This is a genomic window from Roseateles violae (assembly GCF_030410485.1).
Taxonomy (GTDB): Bacteria; Pseudomonadota; Gammaproteobacteria; order Burkholderiales; family Burkholderiaceae_C; genus Roseateles_D; species Roseateles_D violae.
The window spans coordinates 449,127-475,407 of sequence record NZ_JAUHHC010000004.1 but is presented as its reverse complement, the minus strand read 5'-3'; the positions used below and the strand labels follow the sequence as shown (position 1 = coordinate 475,407).

General features: G+C 69.6%; 27 protein-coding genes and 1 pseudogene. 17 read left to right on the top strand and 11 right to left on the bottom strand.

Annotated features, from left to right (window positions below):
* Window positions 1–11: 11 nt before the first annotated feature.
* Window positions 12–1,289 (top strand): MFS transporter, encoded by a 1,278-nt coding sequence (locus QWJ38_RS16595; protein ID WP_290360214.1) that lies wholly within the window; start codon window positions 12–14, stop codon window positions 1,287–1,289.
* On the opposite strand, the gene QWJ38_RS16590 is transcribed toward QWJ38_RS16595, so the two are convergent.
* Window positions 1,274–1,747, bottom strand: a complete 474-nt coding sequence (locus tag QWJ38_RS16590) for a thioesterase family protein (RefSeq protein WP_290360213.1) — start codon at window positions 1,745–1,747, stop codon at window positions 1,274–1,276. The two genes, QWJ38_RS16595 and QWJ38_RS16590, sit on opposite strands and share 16 nt — an antisense overlap.
* Window positions 1,748–1,813: 66 nt before the next feature.
* Between QWJ38_RS16590 and QWJ38_RS16585 the strand changes: the two genes are divergently transcribed.
* Together QWJ38_RS16585 and QWJ38_RS16580 are read left to right on the top strand one after the other, a co-directional pair.
* Window positions 1,814–2,281, top strand: coding sequence for a BON domain-containing protein (locus QWJ38_RS16585; RefSeq protein ID WP_290360212.1), 468 nt, complete (start codon window positions 1,814–1,816; stop codon window positions 2,279–2,281).
* Window positions 2,282–2,359: 78 nt separating this feature from the next.
* On the top strand, window positions 2,360–3,712 hold the full coding sequence (locus QWJ38_RS16580; RefSeq protein WP_290360211.1) for an MATE family efflux transporter: 1,353 nt from the start codon (window positions 2,360–2,362) through the stop codon (window positions 3,710–3,712).
* Here the strand turns inward: QWJ38_RS16580 and feoB are convergent.
* On the bottom strand, window positions 3,704–5,590 hold the full coding sequence (gene feoB / locus QWJ38_RS16575; protein ID WP_290360210.1) for a ferrous iron transporter B: 1,887 nt from the start codon (window positions 5,588–5,590) through the stop codon (window positions 3,704–3,706). The genes QWJ38_RS16580 and feoB overlap by 9 nt on opposite strands.
* Window positions 5,587–5,853, bottom strand: a complete 267-nt coding sequence (locus tag QWJ38_RS16570; RefSeq protein WP_290360209.1) for a FeoA family protein — start codon at window positions 5,851–5,853, stop codon at window positions 5,587–5,589. Before QWJ38_RS16570 ends, feoB begins: the two co-directional genes overlap by 4 nt.
* A gap of 305 nt (window positions 5,854–6,158) precedes the next feature.
* Here QWJ38_RS16570 and QWJ38_RS16565 point away from each other — a divergent pair, with 305 nt between their 5' ends.
* Genes QWJ38_RS16565 through dut form a run of 11 tightly spaced genes read left to right on the top strand, consistent with a single transcriptional unit; the run spans window position 6,159 to window position 16,562 of the window.
* Window positions 6,159–7,145 (top strand): BMP family lipoprotein, encoded by a 987-nt coding sequence (locus tag QWJ38_RS16565; RefSeq protein WP_290360208.1) that lies wholly within the window; start codon window positions 6,159–6,161, stop codon window positions 7,143–7,145.
* A gap of 14 nt (window positions 7,146–7,159) precedes the next feature.
* Complete coding sequence (locus tag QWJ38_RS16560; RefSeq protein ID WP_290360207.1) at window positions 7,160–8,713, top strand: ABC transporter ATP-binding protein; 1,554 nt, start codon at window positions 7,160–7,162, stop codon at window positions 8,711–8,713.
* Complete coding sequence (locus tag QWJ38_RS16555) at window positions 8,710–9,825, top strand: ABC transporter permease (protein WP_290360206.1); 1,116 nt, start codon at window positions 8,710–8,712, stop codon at window positions 9,823–9,825. The genes QWJ38_RS16560 and QWJ38_RS16555 overlap by 4 nt, the downstream gene beginning before the upstream one ends.
* 3 nt (window positions 9,826–9,828) lie before the next feature.
* Window positions 9,829–10,788: an ABC transporter permease gene (locus tag QWJ38_RS16550; protein ID WP_290360205.1), complete on the top strand. Its 960-nt coding sequence runs from the start codon at window positions 9,829–9,831 to the stop codon at window positions 10,786–10,788.
* On the top strand, window positions 10,788–11,210 hold the full coding sequence (cdd, locus tag QWJ38_RS16545; RefSeq protein WP_290360204.1) for a cytidine deaminase: 423 nt from the start codon (window positions 10,788–10,790) through the stop codon (window positions 11,208–11,210). Before QWJ38_RS16550 ends, cdd begins: the two co-directional genes overlap by 1 nt.
* Before the next feature lie 7 nt (window positions 11,211–11,217).
* Window positions 11,218–12,063: a purine-nucleoside phosphorylase gene (locus tag QWJ38_RS16540; RefSeq protein WP_290360203.1), complete on the top strand. Its 846-nt coding sequence runs from the start codon at window positions 11,218–11,220 to the stop codon at window positions 12,061–12,063.
* Window positions 12,063–12,830 carry a deoxyribose-phosphate aldolase gene (gene deoC / locus QWJ38_RS16535; protein ID WP_290360202.1) on the top strand — a complete coding sequence of 256 codons (768 nt, stop codon included), beginning with the start codon at window positions 12,063–12,065 and terminating at the stop codon, window positions 12,828–12,830. The genes QWJ38_RS16540 and deoC overlap by 1 nt, the downstream gene beginning before the upstream one ends.
* 11 nt (window positions 12,831–12,841) lie before the next feature.
* Window positions 12,842–14,158 carry a thymidine phosphorylase gene (gene deoA, locus QWJ38_RS16530; RefSeq protein WP_290360201.1) on the top strand — a complete coding sequence of 439 codons (1,317 nt, stop codon included), beginning with the start codon at window positions 12,842–12,844 and terminating at the stop codon, window positions 14,156–14,158.
* 39 nt (window positions 14,159–14,197) lie between these two features.
* Window positions 14,198–14,887: a tRNA (guanosine(46)-N7)-methyltransferase TrmB gene (gene trmB / locus QWJ38_RS16525; protein WP_290360200.1), complete on the top strand. Its 690-nt coding sequence runs from the start codon at window positions 14,198–14,200 to the stop codon at window positions 14,885–14,887.
* 14 nt (window positions 14,888–14,901) lie between these two features.
* Entirely contained in the window at window positions 14,902–16,113 is a 1,212-nt protein-coding gene (coaBC, locus tag QWJ38_RS16520; RefSeq protein ID WP_290360199.1) for a bifunctional phosphopantothenoylcysteine decarboxylase/phosphopantothenate--cysteine ligase CoaBC, read from the top strand.
* Window positions 16,110–16,562: a dUTP diphosphatase gene (gene dut, locus QWJ38_RS16515; protein WP_290360198.1), complete on the top strand. Its 453-nt coding sequence runs from the start codon at window positions 16,110–16,112 to the stop codon at window positions 16,560–16,562. Before coaBC ends, dut begins: the two co-directional genes overlap by 4 nt.
* A gap of 32 nt (window positions 16,563–16,594) precedes the next feature.
* Here the strand turns inward: dut and QWJ38_RS16510 are convergent, their stop codons facing one another.
* Window positions 16,595–17,263, bottom strand: coding sequence for a hypothetical protein (locus tag QWJ38_RS16510; protein ID WP_290360197.1), 669 nt, complete (start codon window positions 17,261–17,263; stop codon window positions 16,595–16,597).
* Window positions 17,264–17,344: 81 nt separating this feature from the next.
* Window positions 17,345–17,863, bottom strand: a complete 519-nt coding sequence (locus QWJ38_RS16505) for an FKBP-type peptidyl-prolyl cis-trans isomerase (protein ID WP_290360196.1) — start codon at window positions 17,861–17,863, stop codon at window positions 17,345–17,347.
* A 32-nt stretch (window positions 17,864–17,895) separates the two neighbouring features.
* Here QWJ38_RS16505 and QWJ38_RS16500 point away from each other — a divergent pair, with 32 nt between their 5' ends.
* From QWJ38_RS16500 to QWJ38_RS16490, 3 genes are all read left to right on the top strand, one after another.
* Window positions 17,896–19,023 carry a JmjC domain-containing protein gene (locus tag QWJ38_RS16500; protein ID WP_290360195.1) on the top strand — a complete coding sequence of 376 codons (1,128 nt, stop codon included), beginning with the start codon at window positions 17,896–17,898 and terminating at the stop codon, window positions 19,021–19,023.
* A 1-nt stretch (window position 19,024) separates the two neighbouring features.
* The gene (locus QWJ38_RS16495; protein ID WP_290360194.1) at window positions 19,025–19,519 is read left to right on the top strand and encodes a hypothetical protein; all 495 of its coding nucleotides are present in this window, start codon (window positions 19,025–19,027) and stop codon (window positions 19,517–19,519) included.
* Between the two features lie 156 nt (window positions 19,520–19,675).
* Window positions 19,676–19,882, top strand: a complete 207-nt coding sequence (locus tag QWJ38_RS16490; RefSeq protein ID WP_290360193.1) for a hypothetical protein — start codon at window positions 19,676–19,678, stop codon at window positions 19,880–19,882.
* 119 nt (window positions 19,883–20,001) lie between these two features.
* Here the strand turns inward: QWJ38_RS16490 and QWJ38_RS16485 are convergent, their stop codons facing one another.
* The 6 genes and pseudogenes from QWJ38_RS16485 to QWJ38_RS24030 all read right to left on the bottom strand — a co-directional run.
* A complete protein-coding gene (locus QWJ38_RS16485) occupies window positions 20,002–20,781 on the bottom strand; it encodes an MBL fold metallo-hydrolase (RefSeq protein ID WP_290360192.1) in 780 nt (259 codons plus the stop codon).
* A 95-nt stretch (window positions 20,782–20,876) separates the two neighbouring features.
* Entirely contained in the window at window positions 20,877–22,049 is a 1,173-nt protein-coding gene (gene bamC / locus QWJ38_RS16480; RefSeq protein WP_434063990.1) for an NlpB/DapX family lipoprotein, read from the bottom strand.
* A gap of 78 nt (window positions 22,050–22,127) precedes the next feature.
* Complete coding sequence (gene dapA, locus QWJ38_RS16475) at window positions 22,128–23,009, bottom strand: 4-hydroxy-tetrahydrodipicolinate synthase (protein WP_290360190.1); 882 nt, start codon at window positions 23,007–23,009, stop codon at window positions 22,128–22,130.
* A 55-nt stretch (window positions 23,010–23,064) separates the two neighbouring features.
* The gene (locus QWJ38_RS16470; RefSeq protein WP_434063997.1) at window positions 23,065–23,613 is read right to left on the bottom strand and encodes a class I SAM-dependent methyltransferase; all 549 of its coding nucleotides are present in this window, start codon (window positions 23,611–23,613) and stop codon (window positions 23,065–23,067) included.
* A 106-nt stretch (window positions 23,614–23,719) separates the two neighbouring features.
* Window positions 23,720–24,943, bottom strand: a complete 1,224-nt coding sequence (locus QWJ38_RS16465; RefSeq protein ID WP_290360188.1) for an MFS transporter — start codon at window positions 24,941–24,943, stop codon at window positions 23,720–23,722.
* A 247-nt stretch (window positions 24,944–25,190) separates the two neighbouring features.
* Window positions 25,191–26,018 (bottom strand): annotated as a pseudogene (locus QWJ38_RS24030) (amidohydrolase family protein); the annotation flags it as partial.
* Between the last annotated feature and the right edge of the window lie 263 nt (window positions 26,019–26,281).

Below are 26,281 nucleotides of genomic sequence, written 5' to 3'. Positions count from 1 at the left end.
CCAATAGCGCCGTGCCCGCATCTTCCTCCTCCGCTTCCCCGCTCGCCGCCTCGTCCGACTCCGAGATCCGCCATCCGCAATGGGTGCTGTTCGCCGTCTGCGCGCTCGCGCTGATGAGCACCGCCGGCGTGGCGATGCCGTACCCGATCCTCGCGCCCATCTTCGTCGGTGGGCCGGTCGACGACTTCACCCACTGGCTGGGCCTGCCGCCGGAACTGCTGATGGGCATCGCGCTGGCCGCCAATCCGCTGGGCATCCTGATCGGCAGCCTCTTTGTCGGCCCGCTGTCGGACCGCTACGGCCGCCGCCGCGTGCTGACGGTGACCTTGAGCGCGACCCTGCTGGGCTATCTGCTGACCGCCTGGGGGCTGGCCGAGCGCTGGTATCCGCTCTTCCTGGCCGCCCGCTTCGTCACCGGCCTGACCGAGGGCAATGTGGCCGTCGCGCGGGCGCTGCTGGCCGATCTGCATCCGCGTATCGACCGCGGCAAGGGCTTCGCCTGGCTCAATGCCTGCCTGTACGGCGGCTGGCTGCTGGGGCCGCTGATCGGCGGCCTGACGGTGGGCTGGGGCGAGCCGGTGCCCTTTTTGCTGGCGGCCTTGGCGATGCTGCCCTGCCTGGCCATCCTCGGCTGGGCGGTGCCGGGCTCCCCGCTGCAGCCGGGGCAGGGGCTCTGGGCCGCGATGCGCGAGCGCCAGTCGCTGGGCCTGCTGCGCCAGGATGCGGTGCTGCGGCGCCTGTTCTGGCTGCAGCTCTGCTACGGCCTGGGCTGCAATGCGCTGTACGAGTTCGCCCCGCTGTGGCTCTTGCAGAACATGGGCCTGGACGGCCGCGGCATCGCCTTCGTGACCGCCTGCCAATGCCTGGCCATGACCCTGGCCAGCGTGATTGCCGGCCGCGTCGCCGGCCAGGCGCGCCAGCCGCTGCACCGCGCCAGCCTGATGGCCCTGGTTGCCGCGCTGGGCCTGACGGCGCTGGCCCTGCTGCCCGGCCGCGCCGGCATGCTGGTCATCGTTGCGCTGGGCGTGCCGCTGGCGATCTACAACACCTTGCTGCCGGCCTGGATGTCGGAGCGCTTTGCCGCCCATGGCCAGGGCCGGGTGATGGGTCTCTTGTCGACGATCTTCTGCCTGGCCAATGTCGCGATCGCCATTGCCGGCGGGCTGCTGGCGCTGCTGGACACGCGCTGGATCATGGGCCTGGGCGGCGCGACGGCGCTGGGCGCCGCCTTGCAGCTGTTGCGGCTGTCGCGGAGCGAGCGCCGCGCGCCGGTTCAGGACACGATGTAGGCGCCGGCGCCGCTGCTGAGTAGGCGGCCTTCCGAATCGAAGAACTCCATCCGCGTGGACGCGACCCGGCTGCCCAGGCGCAAGACCTGGGCCGTGGCGCCGAAGCGCGCGCCGGTGGCCGGGCGCAGGTAGTCGATGCGCAGATCGATGGTGCCGAGCTTGCCGAAGCGCTGCAGCCGCGCGGCCGGCGCTTCGTCGAGATGGCGCGCGCCGATCGCCGCCATCACCGCCAGGCCGCCCATCGCGTCCAGGGTCGCGCTGATCACCCCGCCATGCAGGCGCTGGTGGGTGAAATGGCCGATCAGCTCGGGCTTCATGGTGATGTGCGCGCGCACGAGCTCGGCCTCCAGCGCGTCGATCTGCAGGCCCAGCACCTTGTTGAAGGCGATGTGCTCCTCGAAGATCGCGCACAGGCGCTCGGTGAACTCGGGCTCGAAGACGGAGGAGGGGCAGCTCATGGGGGCTCACGCTAGCGCATCGGCGCCCGCTTGCGCAGCGGGTGTGCCCTAGCTAGGCTGCCCGCGATGACGCCCTGCCGCCTCTCGATCTGGCTCGCGCTATGGCTTGCGCTCCTGCTGCCGGCGCTGGCGGCGGCGCAGCCCCGCGCCAACTATTTCAATGATCCCTTCGAGCGACTGAGCGCCGGCATTGCCGCCTGCCCGCTGCCCGCGGGGCCGCTGATCACCGAGGCGCAGATGCGCGCGCAGGCGCATGGCCGCGCCGAGCGCGGCACCAGCTGCTACCAGGCGGGCCGCTGCCGCTTGCCGAACTCCTATCTCTACGACAAGGAGATCATGGCGCGCGTCGTTCGCGCGGTGGCGGCCGACGGGCGCTTCGCCGACAGCAGCGTCTGGGCAACGGGCCAGCGGCGCTGGATCGTCTTGCAGGGCTGCGTGCGCAGCCGCGAGCAGGCGAGGGCGCTGGTCGAACTGCTCGGCGGCGTCGACGAGGTCGAGCAGGTCATCGACGAGCTGCAGGTCCGGGCCCGCTGAGGGGCCGATCAGGGCGCGGTAACGGCACGGTTACGGCCGCGCCGGCTACAGTGGCGCCCGCAACCGCCTGTGTTCCCGATGTCCGCCACCGCCTCCCGTCCCCCCCTGTTCTCGCTTGCCTGGCCCCTGTTTCTGGAACTGCTGCTGGGCATCGGCGTCGGCGTCGTCGGCACGGCGTTGGCCGCGCGGCTGTCCGACGACAGCGGCGCCGCCTTCGCGCTGGCCAACCATGTCGGCGGCACGCTGTTCATCCTGTTCCGCATCGTTGGCGCCGGCGTCAGCGTCGTCGTCACGCAAAGCCTGGGCGGCGGCCGGCGTGACCAGGCCGATGCGCTGGCGCGCGCCGCCGTCGGCGCCAGCAGCTGGCTGGGCCTGTTCTCGGCCAGCCTGGCCCTGCTGGCGACAACGCCGTTGCTACGTCTGCTGAACGCGCCCGAGGGCCTGCTGCCGCTGGCCGCGCCGCTGCTGCAATGGCTGGCGCCAGCGCTGCTGCTCGATGCCTGGAATGCCTCGATGGGCAGCGTGATGCGCGCCCATCTGCGCACGCGCGACACCTTGATGGTGATCGTCGCGATGCAGCTGGCGACGCTGGCGCTGGCCCTGCCGCTGATGCCGCGCCTGGGCCTGCCCGGCTATGCGCTGGCGCTGATTGCCGCGCGTGCGCTGGGCCTGGGCCTGCATCTATGGCTGTGGCGGGCGCGGCTGAATCTGCGGCCGCATGCGCCGGACTGGTGGCGGCTGCCGCGTGCCGAGCTGGCGGCCATCCTGCATATCGGCCTGCCCGGCGCGGCCGAGAACATTGCCTACCGGCTCGCCTTCATGGTCTCGGTGGCGGTGGTCGGCACCCTGGGCGCGCAGGCGCTGGCGACGCAGGCCTATGCCTCGCAGCTGATGTATGGCGTGCTGCTGTTCGGCCTGGCGACCGGCTTTGCGGCCGAGATCATCGTTGGCCACATGATAGGCGCCGGTCATCTGCACGATGCCTACCGGCTGGTGCGGCGCACGCTGGCGCTGGGCCTGGCGGTGAGCGTGGTCGTCGCGACGGCGGCGGCGCTGGCCGCGCCCTGGCTCTTGCGCGCCTTCACGCAGGACGCGCACATCATCGCGCTGGGCACGACGCTGATGTGGTGGACCGTGCTGCTGGAGCCGGGCCGCACCTTCAATCTGGTCGTCATCAATGCCTTGCGCGCGGCCGGCGATGCGCGCTTCCCGGTGGCCGCGGGGGCCGCCTCGATGCTCATCGTGCTGGCCGGCGGCAGCTGGCTCCTGGGCGTGCACCTGGGCCTGGGCCTGGTCGGCGTCTGGATCGCCTATGCGGCCGACGAGTGGATACGCGGCCTGATCATGTGGCGTCGCTGGGTGACGCTGGGCTGGGTGCCGCATGCGCGCGCCACCCACCGGCGCGTCAGGCGCCTGGCCGGCTCAGCCTAGCAGCCAGCTGCTGACGCGGTAGGTGATGAAGGAGGCCGCGTAGGCCAGCGCGAACAGATAGCCGAGCATGATGGCCGGCAGCTTGTAGCCGCCGGTCTCGCGCTTGACGGCCGCCAGCGTCGAGATGCATTGCGGCGCGAACACATACCAGGCCAGCAGCGACAGCGCGGTCGGCAGGCTCCAGCTCTCGGCGATCAGCGGGCTCAGCGCCTGGGCCGCGTCCTCGGCGGTGGACGACAGCGCATAGACGGTGCCCAACGCGCTGACGGCAACCTCGCGCGCGGCCATGCCGGGCACCAGGGCCAGGCTGATCTGCCAGTTGAAGCCGATCGGCTCCAGCACGGTCGCCAGCCCGCGGCCCAGCCAGCCGGCGATCGAGTACTCGATCGCCGGGCCCGGCGCGCCGGCCGGCGGCGCCGGGAAGCTGGACAGCGCCCACAGCGCGATCGTCAGGATCATGATGATGCCGCCGACGCGCTTGACGAAGATCTCGGTGCGCTGCCACAGGCCGATGGCGATATTGCGCGGATGCGGCCAGTGGTAGTTGGGCAGCTCCATCATCAGCGGCCGCACCTGCGAGCCGGCGCTGGTGAAGCGCTTGAGCACCCAGGCCACCGCCAGCGCGCCGACGATGCCGGCCAGGTAGAGGCCGAACAGCACCAGGCCCTGCAGTTCCAGCCCGCCCCCGACCTCGCGGTTCGGGATGAAGGCGCCGATCAGCAGCGCATAGACCGGCAGCCGTGCCGAGCAGGTCATCAGCGGCGCGATCATGATGGTCACCAGGCGGTCGCGCGGATTGGCGATCGAGCGCGTGGCCATGATGCCGGGGATCGCGCAGGCGAAGCTGGACAGCAGCGGGATGAAGCTGCGGCCCGAGAGGCCGACGCTGCCCATCAGCCGGTCCAGCAAAAAGGCGGCGCGCGGCAGATAGCCCGATTCCTCGAGCACCAGGATGAAGAAGAACAGGATCAAGATCTGTGGCAGGAAGACCAGCACGCTGCCGGCGCCGGCGATCACGCCGTCGACGATCAGGCTGCGCAGATAGCCGTCGGGCAGGGCGCCGCCGACGGCTTCGCCGAGCGCGGCCATGCCGGCCTTGATCGCATCCATCGGCGCCTCGGCCCAGGAGAACACCGCCTGGAAGAGGAGGAAGAGCACGACCATCAGGATCAGCGGGCCAACGAGCGGATGCAGCAGCACGCGGTCGACCCGGTCGCTGGGCAGATGGGGCAGGTGGCGGTCCAGATTCAGCGATTGCAGGATCTGGCGCACGGCCGCGTGATCGGCCTCCTGGCTGGCCGGGCTGGCGACGGCGACGCCACCGCTGGGCGACCAGACATCGGGCCGGTCCAGCAAGGCCTTCAACTCGTCTATGCCTTCGCCCTGCGTCGCCACCGTGCGCACGACCGGCACGCCCAGTCGCTGGCCCAGCGCCTCGACGTCGATGGCCAGGCCACGCCGCGCGGCCAGATCGGCCATGTTCAACGCGATGACTACCGGCAGGCCCAGGCGCTTGACGGCCAGCACCAGACGCAGATTGCGGCGCAGATTGGTGGCGTCGAGCACGCAGACGACTAGATCGGGCCGCTTCTCGCCGCGCGCGCGGCCGGCCAGCACATCGCAGGTGACGCGTTCGTCGGGCGAGCGCGGATGCAGGCTGTAGGTGCCGGGCAGGTCCAAGAGGCGCAGCGTCTTGCCGGCGGCGCTCTTCAGGCGGCCTTCCTTGCGCTCGACGGTGACGCCGGCGTAGTTGGCGACCTTCTGGTTGCTGCCGGTCAGGCGGTTGAAGAGGGCGGTCTTGCCGCAGTTCGGATTGCCGACCAGGGCCAGCAGACGGCCGGCCGGGTGAACGTGGACGACGGCTTCGGCGGCGCTCATTGCGCCGCCTCGGCGCGGCCGACCTTCACGCATTCCGCCTCGGCGCGGCGCAGCGCAAAGGTCGATTCGCCGACGCGCACGACCAGCGGATCGGCGCCCGGCACGCCGCGTGCCATCACGCGCACCGGCTCGCCGGGCAGGAAGCCGATCTCTTCGAGCCAGCCGGCCCATTCCGGGGCATGGCTGGGCGCGCTGACGCTTTGCACGCAGAGGGCGTCGCCAATGTCGGCCAGGGCGAGGCTGGCGGGGACTTCAATGGGCATGGGTGGCTGTCGTGCCGCGAGGCGGTCGTTTGCAATCGAGAATTATTCGCATTGTATGTCCTGTTCGGACTCGCCGCTGCGGCGCCGGACCGCCGTTTTTTGATCAAAGGCAAGTCCTCCATCCAGGGGGAGTCGAGCCGCTTTTCGCCTTTGCGCAAATGCATAATTTGGAGCGCGCAAACGTTTAGCGTTTTCCTGCGGGAGTCGATACACTGAGATTTCCTACAATGCGCGGTCGCCGCGATTGCCGCGGGTCCCGCGCCCCCGGGCGCGCAGCCAAACCCTCCAGCCAGCCTGCTCAAACCATGAAGCTTGCCCGTTTCCGCATCCTCGGCATCGTCGCCGCGACCCTGGCCCTGTCCGCCGGCGCAGCGCGGGCGCAGTCGCCGGCCGTCATCTTCGATATGGGCGGCAAGTTCGACAAATCCTTCAACCAAGCCGCCTATGCGGGCGCGGAGCAGTGGAAGAAGGAGACCGGCAAGCCCTATCTCGAATTCGAGATCAGCAACGACACGCAGCGCGTGCAGGCGATCCGCCGCATGGCCGAGCGCGGCGCCAATCCGATCATCTCGATCGGCTTCGCCCAGGCTTCGGCGCTGGAGCAGGTGGCCAAGGACTTCCCCAAGACCCAGTTCGCCATCATCGACGCCTCGGTCAACAAGCCGAATGTGCAGTCGGTGCTGTTCAAGGAGCATGAGGGCAGCTATCTGGTCGGCGCGATGGCCATCCTGTCCAGCAAGACCGGCAAGGTTGGCTTCGTCGGCGGCATGGACATCCCGCTGATCCGCAAGTTCCAGTGCGGCTACGAGCAGGGCGCCAAGGCGACCAATCCCAAGGCCGAGGTGTTCTCGAACATGACCGGCACGACCTCGACCGCCTGGAACGACCCGACCCGCGGCGCCGAGCTGACCAAGGCGCAGTTCGCCAAGGGCGCCGACGTGGTCTTCGCCGCCGCCGGCGGCACCGGCATCGGCGTCTACCAGGCCGCCAAGGACGCCGGCAAGCTGGCCATCGGCGTCGACAGCAACCAGAACCATGTGCAGCCCGGCACCATGCTGACCTCGATGGTCAAGCGCGTGGACGTGGCCGTCTACAACGTGATGAAGGGCTGGAAGCCCGGCATCAGCGTGCTGGGCCTGAAGGAGGGCGGCGTCGACTACGCGCTGGACGAGCACAACGCCAAGCTGATCACGCCGGCGCTGAAGGGCAAGGTCGACGCGATCAAGGCCGACATCATCGCCGGCAAGATCAAGGTCGCCGACTACATGGCCGACAACGCCTGCAAGTACTGAGCGCCCCCGGCAACATGACAGCAGCTGTCCAGGCCGGTGCACAGCCACCGGCCGTCCGCCTCTGCGAGATCTCCAAGCGCTTCGGCGCGGTGCAGGCCAATCGCGAGGTCTCCTTCGACATCGCCGCCGGCAGCGTCCATGGCCTGGTCGGCGAGAACGGCGCCGGCAAGAGCACGCTGATGGCCATTCTCTATGGCTACTACCAGGCGGACGCCGGCCATATCGAGGTCCATGGCAGCCAGGTCGCGATCCACAACTCCCATCAGGCGATTGCCCTGGGCATCGGCATGGTGCACCAGCACTTCATGCTGGTGGACACGCTCAGCTGCCTGGACAACGTGATGCTGGGCGCCGAGCCGGGCTTTTTCCTGAAGCCGGGCCAGCGCCAGGTGCGCGCCAGGCTGGAAGCGCTGATGCGCGACACCGGCCTGCAGGTGAATCTGGACGCGCTGGTCGGCGACTGCCCGGTCGGCGAGCTGCAGCGGCTGGAGATCCTGAAGGCGCTGTACCGCGGCGCCAAGATCCTGATCCTCGACGAGCCGACCGCGGTGCTGACGCCGCAGGAGACGCAGCAGCTGTTCGAGACCCTGCGCCGGCTGAAGGCGCTGGGCACGACCATCATCCTGATCACGCACAAGCTGAAGGAAGTGATGGCCCTGTGCGACGCGGTGACGGTGATGCGCGCCGGCCAGGTCGTGCAGACGACGCCAAAAGCGCACACCAGCCCCGAGGACCTGGCCCAGGCCATGGTCGGCCGCAAGGTCAATCTGGGCCGCCAGGCCGGCGTGCGCAGCAGCGGCCGGCAGACCCGGCTGGCCGCCGAAGGCCTGAGCCTGCGCGGCGCCAACGGCGTGCCCCAGCTCGACGGCGTCCATCTCACTTTGCACGCCGGCGAGATCGTCGGCGTCGCCGGCGTTTCCGGCAATGGGCAGAGCGAGCTGCTCGAGGTGCTGTCCGGCATGCGGGCTCCCGACAGCGGCACGCTGCAGCTGGGCGAGGCCCGCTTCGCCGCCGAGGCCTGGCTGGAGCCCGGCCGCGCACGCGAGCTGAAGCTGGCCCATGTGCCGGAAGACCGCCACAGCTGCGGCATGGTGCTGGACTTCCCGGCCTGGGAGACGGCGGTGCTCGGTTACCAGCATCTGCCGGTCTACGGCCGCGGTGCCAGCCTCAACCATGCGGTGATGCGCGAGCAGACGGCGGCGATGCAGGAGCGCTTCGACATGCGGCCGCGCGACGTCAACCTCGGCTCGTCCAAGTTCTCCGGCGGCAACCAGCAGAAGTTGATCCTGGCGCGCGAGATCGGCCAGCAACCGACGGTGCTGCTGGTCGGCCAGCCGACGCGCGGCGTCGACATCGGCGCGATCGAATTCATCCATGGCCAGCTGCGCGCGCTGCGCGACGCCGGCTGCGCGGTGCTGCTGGTCAGCAGCGAGCTCGACGAGATCCTGGCCCTGGCCGACCGCGTCGTCGTGATGAACGGCGGCCGGGTCACCGGCGAGCTGGACATCGCCGATTGCGACGAGAAAACCCTGGGCCTGCTGATGGCCGCGGACAAGGCCCATTCATGAGCAGCAGCAGTCAACCCATCGTGCTTCCGCGCTGGATCGATATCGGTCTGCTGCCCTTGTGGAATCTGGCCGTGGCCCTGCTGGTCACCGGCCTGGTCGTGCTGGCGATCGGCCAGAGCCCCTGGCAGGCGCTGAGCGTGCTGCTGCCGGGCGCCCTGGGCAGCGTGCGCGGCCTCGGCTACACGCTGTACTACACGACCACCTTCATCTTCGCCGGCCTGGCCGTCGCGGTGGCCGCGCATGGCGGCCTGTTCAATATCGGCGGCGAGGGCCAGGCGACGCTGGGCGGCCTGGGCGTCGCGCTGCTGGGCCTGGCGCTCGGCCCGCATCTGCCGGCCGTGCTGATGCTGCCCTTGGTGGTGCTGGCCGCGGCCGCCTTCGGCATGCTGTGGGCGGCGGTGCCGGCCTATCTGCAGGCCTGGCGCGGCAGCCATATCGTCATCACCACCATCATGTTCAACTTCCTGGCCAGCAGCCTGAACGTCTATCTGCTGGTCAACTGGCTGCGCCCCAAGGGCAGCATGGCGGTCGAGAGCGCCGAGTTCGCCGAGAGCGCGCGCATGCCGGCGCTGCACGAACTGGCCGCCAAGATGGGCCTGGAGCTGCCGTCCTCGCCGCTGAACCTGAGCCTGATCCTCGCGCTGGCCGCCTGCGTCTTCGTCTGGTGGTTTCTGTGGAAGAGCCGCGCCGGCTATGCCTTGCGCGCGGTCGGCAGCGCGCCGCGTGCCGCGCATTACGCCGGCATCCGGCCGCGCCTGCAGGTGCTGATCGCGATGGGCATCTCGGGCGCGCTGGCCGGCATGGTCGGTGTCAACGAGATCGCCGGCGTGCAGGGCAAGCTGACCTTGGATTTCGTCGCCGGCGCCGGCTTCACCGGCATCGCCGTCTCGCTGATGGGCCGCAACCATCCGGTCGGCATCGTGCTGGCCTCGCTGCTGTTCGGCGTGCTCTACCAGGGCGGCGTCGAGGTGTCCTTCGAGATTCCCGGCTTCAGCCGCGAGATGGTCGTCACCGCCCAGGGCCTGATCGTGCTGTTCGCCGGTGCGATGGCGACCGTCAGCGCGCCGATGTTCGCCAAGCTGTATGGCAAGTTCGCCGGCAAGGGAGCCTGAGCGATGGATGAAATTCTGATCGGCTCCATCCTGGCCTCGACCCTGCGCGTGACGACGCCGCTGCTGCTGTGCGCGCTGGCCGGCCTGGTCAGCGAGCGCTCCGGCGTGGTCGACATCGGCCTGGAGGGCAAGATGCTGTTTGCCGCCTTCGCCGCCGGCGCCGCCGCCAGCGTCGGCCATTCGACCGCCCTGGGCCTGACGGCGGCGATCGCCGTTGCCTGCCTGCTGTCCCTGGTGCATGGCTTTGCCTGCGTCAGCCATCGCGGCGACCAGGTGGTCTCCGGCGTGGCGCTGAACATGGTCGCGGCCGGCCTGACCGTCGTCCTGGGCATTGCCTGGTTCGCCCAGGGCGGCCAGACGCCGCCGGTCGACGCGGCCGTGCGCCTGACCGGCTCCGCCTATGCCGAGCCGGTGGCCGGCAGCTGGTTCGGCTCGCTCATCGGCCACGGCCTGCTGAGCCACAACATCCTCGTCTACCTGGCCTTTGCCCTGGTGGCCGGCGTCTGGTTCTTTCTCGAGCGGACCAAGCCGGGCCTGAGGTTGCGCGCGGTCGGCGAGAACCCGGCCATGGTGGACGCCGCCGGCGTCTCGGTGCCGGCGCTGCGTTACGGCGCCTTGCTGATCAACGGCGTGCTCTGCGGCCTGGCCGGCAGCTATCTGGTGCTGGCGCAGAACGCCAACTTCAGCCCGAATATGACCGCCGGCCGTGGCTTCATCGCGCTGGCCGCGATGATCTTCGGCAAGTGGAAGCCGCTGCCGACGATGGCCGCCTGCCTCTTGTTCGGTTTCCTCGATGCGCTGGCGATCCGCCTGCAGGGCGTCGCGCTACCTGGCATCGGCGAGGTGCCGGTGCAGCTGATCCAGGCCTTGCCCTATATCCTGACCGTCGTGCTGCTGGCCGGCTTCATCGGCCAAGCCCTCGCGCCCAAGGCGCTGGGCCGGCCTTATGTGAAGGAGCGCTGATGCTCACCCTGAACGAAGATCTGCGGCAGCGCTTGCTGGCCGCTTCGCTGGCTGCGCGCGCTCGCTCGCATTCACCCTATTCGAAGTACGCGGTCGGCGCGGCCATCCTGGACGAGCAGGGCCGCATCCATGCCGGCGCCAATATCGAGAACGCCGCCTATCCTCAAGGCTGGTGCGCCGAGACGACCGCGCTGAGCGCGATGCTGATGGCCGGCGGCCGGCAGGCGCGGGCGCTGCTGGTGACCGGCCCTGGCCCCGACCTCATCACGCCCTGCGGCGGCTGCCGGCAGAAGCTGCGCGAGTTCGGCGCGCCCGAGCTGATCATCATCGCCGGCGACCCCTCGGGCATCCGCCAGCAGTGGACCCTGGCCGAGTTGCTGCCCTTCAGCTTCGGGCCGGACAATCTGAAATCAGTGGAGTGAAAAAAACATGATCGACAACAAGACCCTGGAACCGAAGATCAGCGACAGCGTCGCCAAGCTGAACGCACTGTTCGGCGCCGCGCCCGAAGTGGCCGTGGTGCTGGGCTCCGGCTGGGCCGGCGCGGTCAGCCTGGTCGAGGGGGCGCAGCACCTGGCCTATACCGAGCTGCCGGCCTTCCCGCAGCCCAAGGTCGAGGGCCATGTCAACGAGATCGTCGTCGGCACCATAGGCGCGCAGCGCGTCGTCATGCTGCGCGGCCGCGCCCATACCTACGAAAGCGGCGACTGCACCGGCATGGCCGGCGCCCTGCGCACGCTCAAGCGCTGGGGCGTCAAGGCCCTGCTGCAGACCAATGCCTCGGGCTCGCTGCGCACGCAGAATCCGCCCGGCTCGCTGGTGCTGATCAGCGACCACATTAATGCGCCGCAGCGCTCGCCCATCATGGGCGAGCCCGGCAGCGAACGCTTCGTCGACATGAGCGCCGCCTACGACGCCGAGCTGCGCGCCCATGCGCTGAAGGTGGCGCAATCGCGCAATATGGTGCTCAACGAGGGCGTCTACTGCTGGGCCGTCGGCCCGCAGTTCGAGACCCCGGCCGAGATCCGCATGTTCGCCGCCTGGGGCGCCGACGCGGTCGGCATGAGCACGGTGCCGGAGACCATCCTGGCCCGCCACTGCGGCCTGCGCGTGATGTGCCTGGCCCTGATCACGAATATGGCGGCCGGCATGTCCGATGAGGCGCTGACCCATGCGCTGACCTTGCAGCAGGCGAACGCCTCGGGCGAGCGCGCAGCGGCCTTCCTGGGCGCCGTGGTCGCCGGCCTGAGCGAGCTGCCCTCGCTGCAGGGCTGATGATGGATGCCGAGCTGCAGGCGGCGGCCCGGCAGGCGCTGGCCTGCCTGGACCTGACCAGCCTCAACGACGCCGACACGCCGGCCGATATCGAGGTGCTGTGCCGGCGCGCGCAGACGGCTCAGGGCCCGGTCGCGGCGGTCTGCGTCTGGCCCCGCTTCGTCGCGCAGGCAAGGGCGGCGCTGCCGGCCGCAATCAAGGTCGCCGCGGTGGCCGATTTTCCCGACGGCGCGCTGGACCTGACCCGCGCGGTGGCCGATGTGCAGCTGATCGCCCAGGCCGGCGGCGACGAGGTCGATGTCGTGCTGCCCTGGCGCGCGCTGATCGCCGGCGAGCGCAGCGAGGTGGCCGAGTTCCTGGCCGAGGTGCGCTTCGCCAGCCGGCCGCTGACCTTGAAGGTCATCATCGAGAGCGGCGAGCTGAAGACGCCGGAACTGATCGCCGAGGCGACGCGTCTGGCCCTGGTGGCCGGCGCTGACTTCGTCAAGACCAGCACCGGCAAGACGCCCGTCTCGGCCACGCCCGAGGCAGCGGCCGTGATGCTGCAGGAGATCAAGGCCAGCGGCCTGCCGGCGGCCGGCTTCAAGGCCTCCGGCGGCATCCGCACCGTCGCCGATGCGCGGCAGTATCTGCAGCTGGTCGAGGCCAGCCTGGGTGCGGCGGCGATCGATGCGCGGCGCTTCCGCTTCGGCGCCAGCGGCCTGCTGAACGATATCGAGGCCGTCCTGTCCGGCAAGACCGCCGCCGGCTCCGGCAGCGCGTACTGAACCAACAACCCATGCTTGCTCAAGAAATCATCCGCGCCAAGCGTGATGGCGGTGCGCTCGACGCGGCGCAGATAGCCCATTTCGTGCGCGGCCTGGTCGACGGCTCCTGGAGCGAGGGCCAGGTCGCGGCCCTGGGCATGGCCGTCTTCCTGCGCGGCATGGGCCGCGAGGAAGCGGTGCTGCTGACCCGCGCGATGATGAACTCGGGCCGCGTGATGCGCTGGCCCGACATGCCGGGCCCGGTGCTGGACAAGCATTCCAGCGGCGGCGTCGGCGACAAGGTGAGCCTGATGCTGGCGCCTCTTGTTGCCGCCTGCGGCGGCTATGTGCCGATGATCGCCGGCCGCGGCCTCGGCCACACCGGCGGCACCGTCGACAAGCTGGAGGCCATCCCGGGCTACACCACCATGCCCGCGCCGGCCGATTTCGACCGCATCGTGCGCTCGCTGGGCTGCGCCATCATCGGCCAGACGGCCGATCTGGCCCCGGCCGACAAGCGCTTCTACGCGACGCGCGACGTGACGGCCACCGTCGAAAGCGTGCCCCTGATCACGGCCAGCATCCTCAGCAAGAAGCTGGCGGCCGGCCTCGAGGGCCTGGCAATGGACGTCAAGTGCGGCAACGGCGCCTTCTGCGACACGCCGCAGATGGCGCGCGAACTGGCCGAGAGCATCGTCGCCGTCGGCTCGGGCGCCGGCCTGAAGATCCGCGCGCTGATCACCGACATGAACGAGGTGCTGGGCAGCACGGCCGGCAATATGCTGGAGATCGCCGAGACGATCGCCTACCTGAGCGGCGATGAACGCGAGCCGCGCCTGCACGAGGTGACGCTGGCGCTGGCCGCCGAGATGCTGGTGATCGGTGGCCTGGCGGCCGACGAAGCGGCGGCGCGCAGCAAGCTGCAGCGCGCGCTGGACAGCGGCGCCGCGGCCGAGAAGTTCGCGCAGATGGTGGCCGCGCTGGGCGGCCCGGCCGATCTGTTCGAGCGGCCCGATGCCCATCTGTGCCTGGCGCCGGTCGTGCGCCCGGTGCCGGCGCCGCGCGCCGGCGTGCTGACGGGCCTGCGCACGCGCGACATCGGCCTGGCCGTCGTCGAACTTGGCGGTGGCCGCCGCAAGGCCGCCGACGCGATCGACATGAGCGTCGGCTTCGGCCGCTTCCGCCACCTCGGCGACGAGCTGGCCGCCGGCGAGGCGATCGCCATCGTCCATGCGGCCGACGAGGCCGCGGCCGAGCGCGCGATCGCGGCCGTGCAGGCCGCCTGCGATTTCGCCGAGCCGGGCAGCGCCTGGACCGGGCAGCCCATCGTGATGGAGCGCGTCGGCTAAACTGCCGGCCCGCATTTCGACCGACCGAGTCTGCCGCCGATGTCCGATACCCCCGAAAGTCCGCGCCGCGGCATCAAGAGCTTTGTCGTGCGCGCCGGCCGCATGGGCACCGGCCAGATCAAGGCCCTGGCCGAGCTGGGGCCGCGCTATGTGCTGCCTTTCCAAGCCGGCAGGACGCTGGACCCGGCGGCGGTGTTCGGCCGCCAGGCGCCGCTGGTCTTCGAGATCGGCTTTGGCATGGGTGGCGCGACGGCGCAGATCGCCCAGACCCTGCCCGATCACGACTTCATCGGCTGCGAGGTGCACGAGCCCGGCGTCGGCGCCTTGCTGAAGCTGATCGGCGAGCAGCAGATCGAGAACATCCGCATCTTCCAGCACGACGCGGTCGAGGTGCTCGAGCAGATGATCGCGCCCGCCTCGCTGGCCGGCGTGCACATCTTCTTCCCCGATCCCTGGCACAAGAAGCGCCACAACAAGCGCCGCCTGATCCAGCCGGACTTCGTCGCCAAGCTGGTCAGGCACATCGCGCCGGGCGGCTATCTGCATTGCGCGACCGACTGGGAGCCCTATGCCCAGCAGATGCTGGAAGTGCTGGCCGCCGAGCCGCTGCTGCAGAACACGGCCGCCGACTATGCCGAAAAGCCGAGCTACCGGCCGCTGACCAAGTTCGAAAACCGCGGGCTCAAGCTGGGTCACGGCGTCTGGGACCTGGTCTTCCGCAAGCGCTGATAGAGTCCCGCTTCATGTCCGAAGCCACACAACTCGCCGGCCGCCACATCCTGCTGGGTCTGTCCGGCGGCATCGCCTGCTACAAGTCCGCCGAACTGGTGCGCCTCTTGGTCAAGGCCGGCGCGACGGTGCAGGTGATCATGAGCGAGGGGGCGGAAGCCTTCATCACCGCGGTGACGATGCAGGCGCTGTCCAATCGACCGGTCTTCACGAGCCAGTGGGACGCGCGCGAGCCCAACAATATGGCGCACATCAATCTGAGCCGCGAGGCCGATGCGATGCTGATCGCGCCGGCCAGCGCCGACCTGATCGCCAAGCTGGCCCAGGGCCGCGCCGATGATCTGCTGAGCCTGACCGCCCTGGCGCGTCCGATCGAGCGCTGCCCGCTGCTGGTGGCGCCGGCGATGAACCGCGAGATGTGGGCGCACCCGGCGACGCAGCGCAATCTCGCGCAGATCGCCGCCGACGGCGCCCATGTCCTGGCCGTCGGCACCGGCGATCAGGCCTGCGGTGAGATCGGCGATGGCCGCATGCTGGAGGCGGCAGAGCTACGCGACGAGTTGATCGCCTTCTTCCAGCCCAAGCGCCTGGCCGGCAAGAAGCTCCTGATCACGGCCGGCCCGACCTTCGAGCCAATCGACCCGGTGCGTGGCCTGAGCAACCGGTCCAGCGGCAAGATGGGCTTTGCGATCGCGCGCGCCGCCGCCGAGGCCGGCGCCGAGGTAACCCTGGTTGCCGGACCGGTCCATCTGGACACGCCGCGCGGCGTGCGGCGCCGCATTGATGTGCAGACGGCGCAACAGATGTTCGACGCCGTGCTGCCGCTGGCGCCGCAGAGCGATGTCTTCGTCGCCACGGCCGCCGTCGCCGACTGGCGGCCGGCAAAGGTGGGCGAGCAGAAGATCAAGAAGGATGGCAGCGGCAGGATCCCCAGCTTCGAGATGACGGAGAACCCGGACATTCTCGCGACGGTGGCCGCCTTGCCCGATCGCCCCTTGTGCGTCGGCTTCGCGGCCGAGAGCGAGAAGCTCGCCGAGCATGCGCGTGCAAAGCTCGAGCGCAAGAAGGCGGCGCTGATCGTCGGCAATATCGGCCCGGCCACCTTCGGCCGCGACGACAACGCGCTCCTGCTCGTCGATGCGAACGGCGAGCGCGAGCTGCCCCATAACGACAAACTGAGCCTGGCGCGCGAGCTGATCCGCGACATCGCCACAAGACTGCAATGACCGCTACCGTTGACCTGAAAGTGCTCGACGCCCGCATGGCCGAGCAACTGCCCGCCTATGCCACCCCCGGCAGCGCCGGCCTCGATCTGCGCGCCTGCCTCGACGCGGCGATCACCTTGGAACCGGGCCAGACCACGCTGATTCCGACCGGCTTGGCCATCCATATCGCCGACCCGAGCCTGGCGGCGCTGATCCTGCCGCGCTCGGGACTGGGCCACAAGCATGGCATCGTGCTGGGCAATCTGGTCGGCTTGATCGATTCCGACTACCAGGGCCAGCTGATGGTCAGCTGCTGGAACCGCGGCCAGACGACCTTCCGCATCGAGCCGATGGAGCGCATCGCCCAACTGGTGCTGGTGCCGGTCGTGCAGGCGAGCTTCCGCCGTGTCGACGATTTCGACGCCTCGCATCGCGGCGAGGGCGGTTTCGGCTCAACCGGCAAGGCCTGACCCCGGCCCCGCTTTCTCAGGCTTTCCTGGCCCTACTGCGGGCTCCATAAGAGGGCCACGGCCAGTAGCGCCGGGGCGGCCGCCGCGCGTGCCGCCGTATCGCGCGGCAGGAAGAGGCGTAGATCGCCGCCATTGGTCTCGACCGCGGCGACCGCGCGGCCCTGGTCTTCCAGCACATAGCCGATCGGCTCGGCCACCGGCCAGTCGCTGCCCTCGAGCTTGTGGACCGAGCGCAGCGTCCAGCGCTGCTCGCCCTGGCGCAACTCGCCGCGGCGCTCGCGCTGCAGCGTGCGCGGGCCTTTGCTGGCCTCGACGACGGTGAGCGTCGCGCCGCCGGGCAGGCCGCAGTTCAGGGTCCAGGGCTTCAGCGGAATGGCGACGACATTGATCTGGCTGTCGCGCTGGCGCAGCTTGCAGCTGGCCGTGTCGGCGCCCCAGCTGAAGGCGAGCGCGCTGCGTTCGCTGCTGTAGAGATCGTCGAACAGCGAGAGCCGCGAGGCGCTGCGCTCGTAGCGCAGCTCGCGGCCCTCGACGCTGATCTGGCCGCGCGTACCGCCGCCGACGCCATGGACCTGCAACTGATCGCTGCCGGCCGCCAGCCCCTCGGGCAGGGCCATGCGCGCGGGCTGGATGCTCGCGCAGCCGGCAAGGGCGGCAGCGAGCAGCAGGATGGCGGAGCAGCGAAGGCGAGCAGCGGGCATGCGGGGCTTCCGGAATGAATGTCCGCGCATGCTAGGGGAAGGGCTCTTGCGCGCCCTGTGCTTCAGGTCATGGGCGAGGGCTCAATGCAGCGGTTCGTCCGGCGGCGCGCCGGTGACGACGCTGAACACCGCCTCGCCGAGGCTGCCGGCCTCGATCTCCTGCTCGGTCGCCTCGCGCACATCGCGCACCTTCAGGTGCATGCGCAGGCCGACGCCGGCCAGCGGGTGGTTGCCGTCCAGCACCACATGCTCCGGGTAGACCTCGGTGACCGTGTAGATGGCCGGCGGCATGTCCTCGGTGGCGGCGCCCTCGGGCAGGCCGTCGAACTGCATGCCGGGCTCGACGCCGTCGGGGAACAGGCTCTTGGCCTCGAAGCAGACCAGGTTCGAGTCGTAGTCACCGAAGGCGTGCTCGGGCTCCAGCGCCAGGCTGGTCTCGAAGCCGGTCTCCTGGCCCGCCAGCGCTTCCTCGACCTTGGCGAACAGATCGTCGCCGCCGTAGAGGAACTCGAGCGGTTCGGCCAGCTCGTCGATCAACTGGCCTTGGGCGTCCTCGAGTCTCCAGCTCAGGGAGACGACGCAGGGAGCGGAAATTTGCATGGCCCAATTGTTTCATACTCGACAATCGCGCCATGGATATCACCGCTTCCCTGCCGCTGCTCGGCGGGCTTTCGCCCGAGCAGTTCATGCGCCGCCACTGGCAGAAGAAACCGCTGCTGGTGCGCCAGGCGCTGCCGGGCATCGCGGCACCGGCGACGCGCGCCGAGCTGGCGCGCATGGCGGCCAGCGACGAGGTCGAGTCGCGCCTGGTCAGCGCCTTCGAGGGCCGCTGGGCGATGCGCCAGGGGCCGCTGCCCAAGCTGCCGCCGTTCTCCAAGCCGGGCTGGACCCTCTTGGTCCAGGGGCTGGATCTGCACCTGCCGGCGGCGCACGAGTTGCTGAACCGCTTTCGCTTCGTGCCCGAGGCGCGGCTCGACGATTTGATGATCTCTTACGCCAGCGATGGCGGCGGCGTCGGCCCGCATTTCGATTCCTACGACGTGTTCCTGATCCAGGTCCACGGCAAGCGGCGCTGGCGCATAGCGGCGCAGAAGGATGCGGTGCTGCGCGAGGACGTACCGCTGAAGATCATCGCCAACTTCAGGCCCGAGCAGGAATACCTGCTGGAGCCCGGCGACATGCTTTATCTGCCGCCCGGCTGGGCGCACGACGGCGTGGCCGAGGGCGAGTGCATGACCTGCTCGGTGGGCTTCCGCTCGCCCTGGCGGGCCGAACTGGCGCGCGAGCTGTTGCAGCGCCTGATGGACGACGAGGACCGACCCTACTCGAACCGCATGTACGCCGACCCGAAGCAGGCAGCCACCGCCCAGCCGGGGCTGATTCCGCCGGCTTTACAAATCTTTGCCAAGGATGCCGCCGAGCGCGCGCTGCGCGAGCCGCTGGCGCTGGAACGGGCGCTCGGCGAGGCGCTGACCGAGCCGAAACCGCAGGTCTGGTTCGAACCGGGCGAGGCGGCGCTGGCGCCGGACGAGGGCGTCGCGCTCGATCGGCGCAGCCGCATGATGTACGACGACGCCCATGTCTTCATCAACGGTGAATCGTTTCGCGCCGGTGGCCGCGACGCGCGGCTGATGCGCACGCTGGCCGACGAGCGCCGGCTGGCGGCGCGTCAACTGGCCCAGCTGTCCGAGCCGGCGCGCGAACTGCTCGGGCAATGGCTGGAGGACGGCTGGCTGCAGCCGCTGATGGAGGCGCGCTGAGATGGCCGCGTCCGGTCTCTTCGAGGGTTATGTGGCCTATGGCGAGGCCTTGCGCGAAACGCTTTTGCAGGCCTGCGCCAGCGGCTGTCGCGAGCAGTTCTGGATCGATGCCGGCTTTGTCGACTGGCCGCTGTCCGAGCCGGCGCTGCTCGAGGCGCTGAGCAGCTGGGCGCGCCTGCCGGGCCGGCGCCTGCACCTGCTGGCGCTGGACTACGAGGATCTGCGCCGCCGCCATCCACGTTTTGTCCAATGGCGGGCCGCCTTCGGCCATTGCGTCGAGGCGCGCGCCTATGAGCCGCAGAGCGGCGGCGCGGGCCTGGCGGCGGCTCTTTTCACCGGCGGCGGGGCCCTGCTGTCGCTGCGACTGTTCGATGCCCAGCAATGGCGCGGCAGCGTCTCGCGGGAGGCCTCGGACGGGCTGCGCACAAGGGAATGGTTTGATGCCCTTGCGCAACGATCGAGCGAATCATTCGCCGCGACCACTCTGGGGCTTTGAAGGGTGACGAAAGTACCCGCTATAATTAACGGCTAGGCGGGAGAAGCGCTCGAGGTTTTTCTCGTCTTGTATTGCTGGGGTTCGCAAATGTTTGCAGGTGCGGCCTCAAAAATTACCGGTAATTGCATCGTCGTTTAACGATTCTTGAGGACAAATATGAAAAAGTCGATCCTGTTGGCTTCCCTGGTTGCCGCTGTTGCCCTGGCCGCTTGCGGTAAGAAGGAAGAGACCGCTGTTGTCGTGCCGCCGGCTCCGGTCGCCACGCCGGCTCCGGCCGCTTCGGACGTCGCCGCTGCCGCTGACGCCGCTTCGGCTGCCGCTTCGGCCGCCGTCGACGCTGCTTCGGCTGCTGCCAGCAAGTAATCGCTCGTCGATCGCTGCAAGAGCCGCTTGGCGCAAGCCGGGCGGCTTTTTCTTTTGTGGCGTACGAGAGTCCCGTGTCCGGTCTCGACTGGTAAACCAGCGGTTTTTGACTGGTATCTCTAGCTCAATGACAACCAGGCCAGTCCCAGTTCCTGGCTTGCAATAGGTATCTGGCCCGCGTCGCAGGCCAGTATCTCGGCCAATGCCGCGGCCGCCAGCGCGGGCCGGTTATTGCGCTCGCTCAAATGCGCGGCGACCACATGGCGCAGCCCGCCGTGCAGGCATTGGCCCAGCAACTGGGCCGCGATGGCATTCGACAAATGGCCGTGGCTGCCCAGGATGCGGCGCTTCAGGCTGGCCGGATAGCTGGAGTCGCGCAGCATCTGCTCGTCGTGATTGCATTCCAGCAGCAGCGCCTCGCAGGCCTGCAGCGCGGCGGCCACCGACGGCGTCAGGGAGCCCAGATCGGTGATCAGGCCCAGGCTGCGCCAGCCGTCCGACAGGCGCAGCTGCAGCGGCTCGTTGGCGTCGTGCGGCACGGCAAAGGGGCGCAACTCGAGATCGCCCAGTGCCAGCACCTCGCCGTCACGCACGAAGCGGATCAGCGCCGGGTCGATCGCTGCGTCGCCGATCGCGCGCCAGGTGCCGCGGCTGCAGTAGATCGGCACGCGGTGCCGGCGCGCCAGCGCCAGCGCGCAGCCGGCATGGTCGCCGTGCTCATGGGTGATGAAGACGCCGGCCAGGCGCTCGGGCGCGCTGCCGGCCCGCGCCAGCCGGCGCGTCAGCTCGCGCAGGCTGAAGCCGCAGTCGACCAGCAACTCGGTGCTGGTGATGCCCTGGCTGGCCTCGATCAGCGTGGCGTTGCCGCCGCTGCCGCTGCCCAGACTGCAAAAACGCATGGTGGCCCGGAGATCGCTGGGATCGATCGATCAATCAATGAAAACGCCGCCGGCCCTGCGGCGCGACGGCGTGGCGTGGAGGACTGAGGCGCGTTTTAGCGCAGATCGTCCATCAGCATGCTGAGAATCCGCTTGGCGTTCTCGTTCGTCTGCTGCTTGCCGGTGCTGTCCAGGATCATCACCGTCGTGCGCTCGCCCTCGGACTTGACCGAGACGCGGTAGCGCTGCGCGGTCTGGCCGGCATCGCTGCTGAACAGCTTCTGGAAGAAGTTCGGCTCTTCCTTGCCGGCCTGGCTCGGGTCGGCATAGCGCAGGTAGAACAGGCCTTGCGGACGGTCGCGGTCCTCGATCGTGAAGCCATGGCGGTCCAGCGACTGGCCGACGCGGCGCCAGGCGCGGTCGAAGCCCTCGTTGATCTGCAGGCTGTCGGGCACCTCGGACAGCGGGCGGGTGGCCGCATTGACCGGCGGCTGGGCGCCGAAGGCGGTGGCGGTCGGCGGGGCCTTGGTGCCGGCGACGACGGCCTTGGCTTCCTCTTCCTTGGCGCCGAGCTTGAGCATCAGGCGCGACAGCATTTCGGCCTCCAGCTGCGGATCGCTGGGGCGCGGCTGCCAGACGGACTGGTCTTTCTGCGGCGTGCTGTAGACCTCGACCATGCCGCGGTGGGTGACGAAGATCTCGGTGCCGCCGTTCGGGCCGCGCTCGATGCGGGTGCGGAACATATCGCGCTCGCCGGTCGAGTACAGGCCGTCGAAGACCTTGCCGATCGTCGAGCGGATGATGTCCTGCGGCAGCTTGGCGCGGTTCTCGGCCCAGTTGGTCTCCATCACGCCGACCTCGGCCTGCTCCTTGCTCAGCTCGAAGCCGCGTTCTTGCCAGAAGGCGCGCACCTGCGGCCACAGCTGCTCGGGCGTCTGCGAGCTGCGCAGCCAGCGGTCGCTGCCCGCGCGTTCCAGGCGCACATCGCCGGCGGCGCTCAGCGCGACCGAGTTCGGCGCGGCGCCGGCGGTGGCGGCCTTGGGCGCGGCGGTCTGCTGCTGTTGCAGCGCGGCGGCGCTGACGACGGTGCCGGGCTGGCGGCTGTCACGGGCCAGCTGGGTCAGATCGGGCGGCACATCCAGGCCGCTGGTCTGCTTGGCGCCGCTGCGGTAGTCGACCTTGTCGGACGAGAACAGGTCCGTCGAGCTGCAGCCGGCCAGCGAGGCCGCCAGGACGAGGCAGGCCAGGCGCACAGGCTGGGAGGAAACAACAATGGAAGAACGAGTCACGCTAGACATCTCCGAAGGTCCGGACCGCGGCGGGGCGGTCTTCAAAAAACGCGGTCAGGCAGGCTTGCCGGGGTGGGATTAGAGCAGAGCGGCTTCGCGCAGCGCCTGCTCGACGCTGGCCTGGCCGGCCGCGGTCAGCGGCGTGATCGGCAGGCGCAGCGTGGCGCCGCAGCGGCCCAGGCGCGACAGCGCCCACTTGGCCGGGGCCGGGCTCGGCTCGCAGAACAGCTGCTTGTGCAGCGAGAGCAGCTGGAAGTGGATGCGGCTGGCTTCGCGCGTGTCGCCGGCCAGCGCGGCGCGGCACAGCTCGGCCATCGCGCGCGGCGCGACATTGGCGGTCACGCTGACATTGCCATGGCCGCCCAGCAGCATCAGCGCGACGGCAGTGCCGTCGTCGCCGGAATAGATCGAGAAGCTCTTGGGCGCATTCTTGATCAGGAAGGCGGCGCGCTCGATATTGCCGCTGGCCTCCTTGACGCCGAACACACCGGGCAGGGCGGCGCAGCGCAGCGCCGTCTCGGGCGCCATATCGGCGACCGTGCGGCCCGGCACGTTGTACAGCATCATCGGGATGTCGACCGCCTCGGCGATCGCCTTGTAATGCTGGTAGATGCCTTCCTGCGAGGGCTTGTTGTAGTAGGGCACGACCGACAGCGTGCAGTCGGCGCCGACCTGCTTGGCGTAGTGGCTCAGCTCGATCGCCTCGGCGGTCGAGTTGGCGCCGGTGCCGGCCATGATGGGGATGCGGCCCTTCGCATGCTCGACCGCGGCGCGGATGATCTCGCGGTTCTCCTCCATGCTGACGGTCGGCGATTCGCCGGTCGTGCCGACGACGCAGACGCAGGCCGTGCCCTCGGCGATATGCCAGTCGATCAGATTGCGCAGCGCCGGGTAATCGACGCTGCCGTCTTCCTGCATCGGCGTCACCAGGGCGACGATGCTGCCTACTATCGGGTTCATTGTGGAGGGTTCCTCGTAATCCGGCGATTCTACTGAAGCCGGCCGGCCGTACGGCTCAGCCCAGGACGTAGCGCTGGTAAACCCCTGGCTCGGCTTGTTCGCGAACCGCAGCAACGCGCTGGACGAAGCGCGGGTTGACGGCCTGCTCCTCGTAGCCGTCTTCGTAGCCGAGGACGCGCAGCCCGCGGCAGGCCTCGAGCAGTTCGCCGGGGCGCAGCAGGAACTCGGCGCGGGCCGGCCGGCCTATCGTCTGCTGGCCGTCGGCGAAGGTCTCATAGATCAGCCAGCCGCCCGGTGCGACGGCGGCCGCGATCCGCGGCAGCAGCGGCCGCCACAGATAGTTCGTCACCAGCACCAGATCGAAGCGGCGCTCGGCCAGCGGCCAGGGGCCGGCCTCGACGTCGGCGACGATGATCTCCGCCAGCTCCCGCAGCGGTTCCAGCGCCGCCGCGTCGCGATCGACACCGGTGACCTGCATGCCGGCGGCGGCCAGATGACGCAGATGGCGGCCGGAGCCGCAGGCCAGGTCCAGCGCGGTGGCGCCGGGGCGCAGCGCCTGGCGCCAGCGCAGCAGCCAGGGGGAGGGGGCGCCGCTCAAAAGCAGGCCCACAGCTGTTCGGACAGCTGCTGCATCAGCGCCGGCTGCGCATAGGCGAGGAAGACCAGGGCCAGCGCCAGGCCGGCCGCGATCCACAGCGCCAGGCGCAGCTTCATGCGGGCTGCGCCGCCGCGCGCGGGATCGCGCTCTCGCGCACCGGCAGATTGACGATGGCGGCGAACACGCCCAGGGCGACCGCCAGCCACCAGACGATGTCATAGCTGCCGCTGGCGTCGTAGAGCTTGCCGCCCAGCCAGACGCCCAGGAAGCTGCCGACCTGGTGGCTGAGGAAGACAAAGCCGCCCAGCATCGACATATGCTGGACGCCGAAGATCTGCGCCAGCACCGCATTGGTCGGCGGCACCGTCGACAGCCACAGCAGGCCCATCACGGCCGAGAAGACGTACACCGTCATGGGCGTCAGCGGCACGCTCAGGAAGACCACGATCGCGACCGAGCGCAGCGCATAGATCGCCGACAGCAGATAGCGCTTGGGCCAGCGCTGACCCAGCACGCCGGCGCCATAGGTGCCGAAGACATTGAACAGGCCGATCAGCGCCAGCGCATAGGTAGCGACCTGGGGGCTCAGACCCTGGTCCTTCAGATAGCTGGGCATGTGCACGCCGATGAAGACGACCTGGAATCCGCAGACGAAATAGCCGGCCATCAGCAGCTGGAAGCTGCGGTAGCCGAAGGCCTCGCGCAGCGCGCTGGCGATGCTCTGCTGCTGGACCGGGACGCCGGCCGCGCGCTGCTCGCGCAGGCCGAAGGCCAGCGGCAGCATCACCAGGGCCAGGCAGGCCAGGATGAAGAGCGCGTTCTGCCAGCCGCTGTGGCCGATCAGCCAGTTCTCCACCGGCACCATCAGGAACTGGCCGAAGGAGCCGGCCGCCGCGGCCACGCCCATGGCCCAGCTGCGCTTCTCCGGCGCCACATTGCGGCCGATCACGCCATAGATGACCGCATAGGTGGTGCCCGATTGGGCCATGCCGATCAGGAGGCCGGCGCTGCCGGTGAAGGCCAGGCCCGAGGTCGACAGGGCCATGGTCACCAGGCCCAGCGCATACAGCAGCGCGCCGACGACGATCACGCGGAAGGCGCCGAAGCGGTCGGCCACCATGCCGGCCACCGGCCCGGCGATGCCCCAGGCGATGTTCTGCACCGCCAGCGCGAAGGCGAAGGTCTCGCGCGTCCAGCCGCGTTCCAAGGTGATCGGCTGCAGCCACAGGCCGAAGCCATGGCGTATGCCCATGGACATCGTGACGATCATCGCGCCGCACAGCAGCACCTGGGTCATGGACAGCTTGGCCGCTGCGGCTTGGGGATGGGCGTTCATGCGCTGCAATGTAGCCAAATCGGGGTTTTTTTGCCGGGGTGGCGCTCTTGGGCTTGGGTTTGGCCATCTTTTTGGATTTCTTGGCGGCCGCGGCCGCCGCCTCGGTCGAGACGCTGCTGGCGTCGGCGGACGCGGCGACGTCTTCCATCTGCGTCAGGATGCGGCCCTGCTTGACCCGCAGCATCGGCCGCTCGAGCACCTCCATGTCCAGCAGCGGATTGCCGGACAACAGCAGGAAGCTGGCCTCGCAGCCGGGCTCGAAGCAGCCCAGCTGCCGCTTCGGATAGAGCGCGCGGGCGGTGTCGACGGTGGCGATGCGCAGCAGCTCGGCATTGCTGAACACGGCCAGGCCCAGCAGATTGCGCAGTTCCAGCTGCACGGTGCCGGTGAACACGTCGGAGCCCAGCAGCAGCGGCACGCCGGCCGTCTTCAGCGCCTGCAGATTGCGCCCCTGCACCTGGCGCAGCGCCTCCATCTGCTCGGGGGTGGTCTTGAACAGGCTGGTGGCGGCGGTGGCGGTGACGACGGCGGTCTTGTTGCGCGCCGCCAGGGCGATCGCCTCCGCGCCCAGCTGGTAGCGCTCCGGCGCGTCGCCCAGATGATTGAAATAGCCGGGCAGATGGGCGATCTGGTCGACGCCGGCGCGCACGGCCGTATCGAAATCGGCCGCGCTGTCGACATGGGCGCTGACGCGCAGACCCGCCTGGTGCGCCTGGCGGACGATGGCGGCGGCCGTCTCCGGGCTCAGGCCCAGCTTTCCGCGCAGCTCGGGCCGCGCGCGCAGCTCGGGCCGCTCGCTGTAGCTGAGCACGATCTTCACCCAGTCGGGCTTGCGCGCCGCCACCAGCGGCCATTTCTGCTCCAGCTGCTCGGGCTTGTCGATGAGGATCAGCGCCTTGTCGGCAATGTCCTGCAGGCGCGGCTTGGGCGCACCCGGGGGGGCGGCCAGCAGGCTGGCCAGCGGCTGGCCATCGCTGGAGGTGATGCAGGCGCTGGCGAACAGCACGTCGGGGCTGGCCTCGCCGTTCAGGCGCGGCCGCACGGCGGCCACCTCGGCCGGGTCGGCGCACAGCATCGAGGCGTAGAACACGCCGTCCTGCAGATAGCGCTGGGCGTAGTTCGTCACGCCCCAGTCGTTCTGCAGGTTGTAGTTGTGCGCCTCGGCCAGCGGCGGGATCAGGAACTGGCCCTTCAGGTCCATGCGGCGGTTGACGCGCTTGGGTTTTTGCGCGCTGAAGACGCCGTCGGCGACATAGAGCGTGCCGCGCTTGAAGGCCTGTCCGTCGAACCATTGCGCGTTGCGCAGCTCCAGCGCCAGCGGCGCGCTGGCCTTGAACG

What these genes read in the sequence shown, in the direction of transcription:
- QWJ38_RS16590 (WP_290360213.1), bottom strand. Translation starts at nt 1,747, where the DNA reads ATGAGCTGCCCCTCCTCCGTCTTCGAGCCCGAGTTCACCGAGCGCCTG.
- QWJ38_RS16585 (WP_290360212.1), top strand. Translation starts at nt 1,814, where the DNA reads ATGACGCCCTGCCGCCTCTCGATCTGGCTCGCGCTATGGCTTGCGCTC.
- QWJ38_RS16580 (WP_290360211.1), top strand. Translation starts at nt 2,360, where the DNA reads ATGTCCGCCACCGCCTCCCGTCCCCCCCTGTTCTCGCTTGCCTGGCCC.
- feoB (WP_290360210.1), bottom strand. Translation starts at nt 5,590, where the DNA reads ATGAGCGCCGCCGAAGCCGTCGTCCACGTTCACCCGGCCGGCCGTCTG.
- QWJ38_RS16570 (WP_290360209.1), bottom strand. Translation starts at nt 5,853, where the DNA reads ATGCCCATTGAAGTCCCCGCCAGCCTCGCCCTGGCCGACATTGGCGAC.
- QWJ38_RS16565 (WP_290360208.1), top strand. Translation starts at nt 6,159, where the DNA reads ATGAAGCTTGCCCGTTTCCGCATCCTCGGCATCGTCGCCGCGACCCTG.
- QWJ38_RS16560 (WP_290360207.1), top strand. Translation starts at nt 7,160, where the DNA reads ATGACAGCAGCTGTCCAGGCCGGTGCACAGCCACCGGCCGTCCGCCTC.
- QWJ38_RS16555 (WP_290360206.1), top strand. Translation starts at nt 8,710, where the DNA reads ATGAGCAGCAGCAGTCAACCCATCGTGCTTCCGCGCTGGATCGATATC.
- QWJ38_RS16550 (WP_290360205.1), top strand. Translation starts at nt 9,829, where the DNA reads ATGGATGAAATTCTGATCGGCTCCATCCTGGCCTCGACCCTGCGCGTG.
- cdd (WP_290360204.1), top strand. Translation starts at nt 10,788, where the DNA reads ATGCTCACCCTGAACGAAGATCTGCGGCAGCGCTTGCTGGCCGCTTCG.
- QWJ38_RS16540 (WP_290360203.1), top strand. Translation starts at nt 11,218, where the DNA reads ATGATCGACAACAAGACCCTGGAACCGAAGATCAGCGACAGCGTCGCC.
- deoC (WP_290360202.1), top strand. Translation starts at nt 12,063, where the DNA reads ATGATGGATGCCGAGCTGCAGGCGGCGGCCCGGCAGGCGCTGGCCTGC.
- deoA (WP_290360201.1), top strand. Translation starts at nt 12,842, where the DNA reads ATGCTTGCTCAAGAAATCATCCGCGCCAAGCGTGATGGCGGTGCGCTC.
- trmB (WP_290360200.1), top strand. Translation starts at nt 14,198, where the DNA reads ATGTCCGATACCCCCGAAAGTCCGCGCCGCGGCATCAAGAGCTTTGTC.
- coaBC (WP_290360199.1), top strand. Translation starts at nt 14,902, where the DNA reads ATGTCCGAAGCCACACAACTCGCCGGCCGCCACATCCTGCTGGGTCTG.
- dut (WP_290360198.1), top strand. Translation starts at nt 16,110, where the DNA reads ATGACCGCTACCGTTGACCTGAAAGTGCTCGACGCCCGCATGGCCGAG.
- QWJ38_RS16510 (WP_290360197.1), bottom strand. Translation starts at nt 17,263, where the DNA reads ATGCCCGCTGCTCGCCTTCGCTGCTCCGCCATCCTGCTGCTCGCTGCC.
- QWJ38_RS16505 (WP_290360196.1), bottom strand. Translation starts at nt 17,863, where the DNA reads ATGCAAATTTCCGCTCCCTGCGTCGTCTCCCTGAGCTGGAGACTCGAG.
- QWJ38_RS16500 (WP_290360195.1), top strand. Translation starts at nt 17,896, where the DNA reads ATGGATATCACCGCTTCCCTGCCGCTGCTCGGCGGGCTTTCGCCCGAG.
- QWJ38_RS16495 (WP_290360194.1), top strand. Translation starts at nt 19,025, where the DNA reads ATGGCCGCGTCCGGTCTCTTCGAGGGTTATGTGGCCTATGGCGAGGCC.
- QWJ38_RS16490 (WP_290360193.1), top strand. Translation starts at nt 19,676, where the DNA reads ATGAAAAAGTCGATCCTGTTGGCTTCCCTGGTTGCCGCTGTTGCCCTG.
- QWJ38_RS16485 (WP_290360192.1), bottom strand. Translation starts at nt 20,781, where the DNA reads ATGCGTTTTTGCAGTCTGGGCAGCGGCAGCGGCGGCAACGCCACGCTG.
- dapA (WP_290360190.1), bottom strand. Translation starts at nt 23,009, where the DNA reads ATGAACCCGATAGTAGGCAGCATCGTCGCCCTGGTGACGCCGATGCAG.
- QWJ38_RS16465 (WP_290360188.1), bottom strand. Translation starts at nt 24,943, where the DNA reads ATGAACGCCCATCCCCAAGCCGCAGCGGCCAAGCTGTCCATGACCCAG.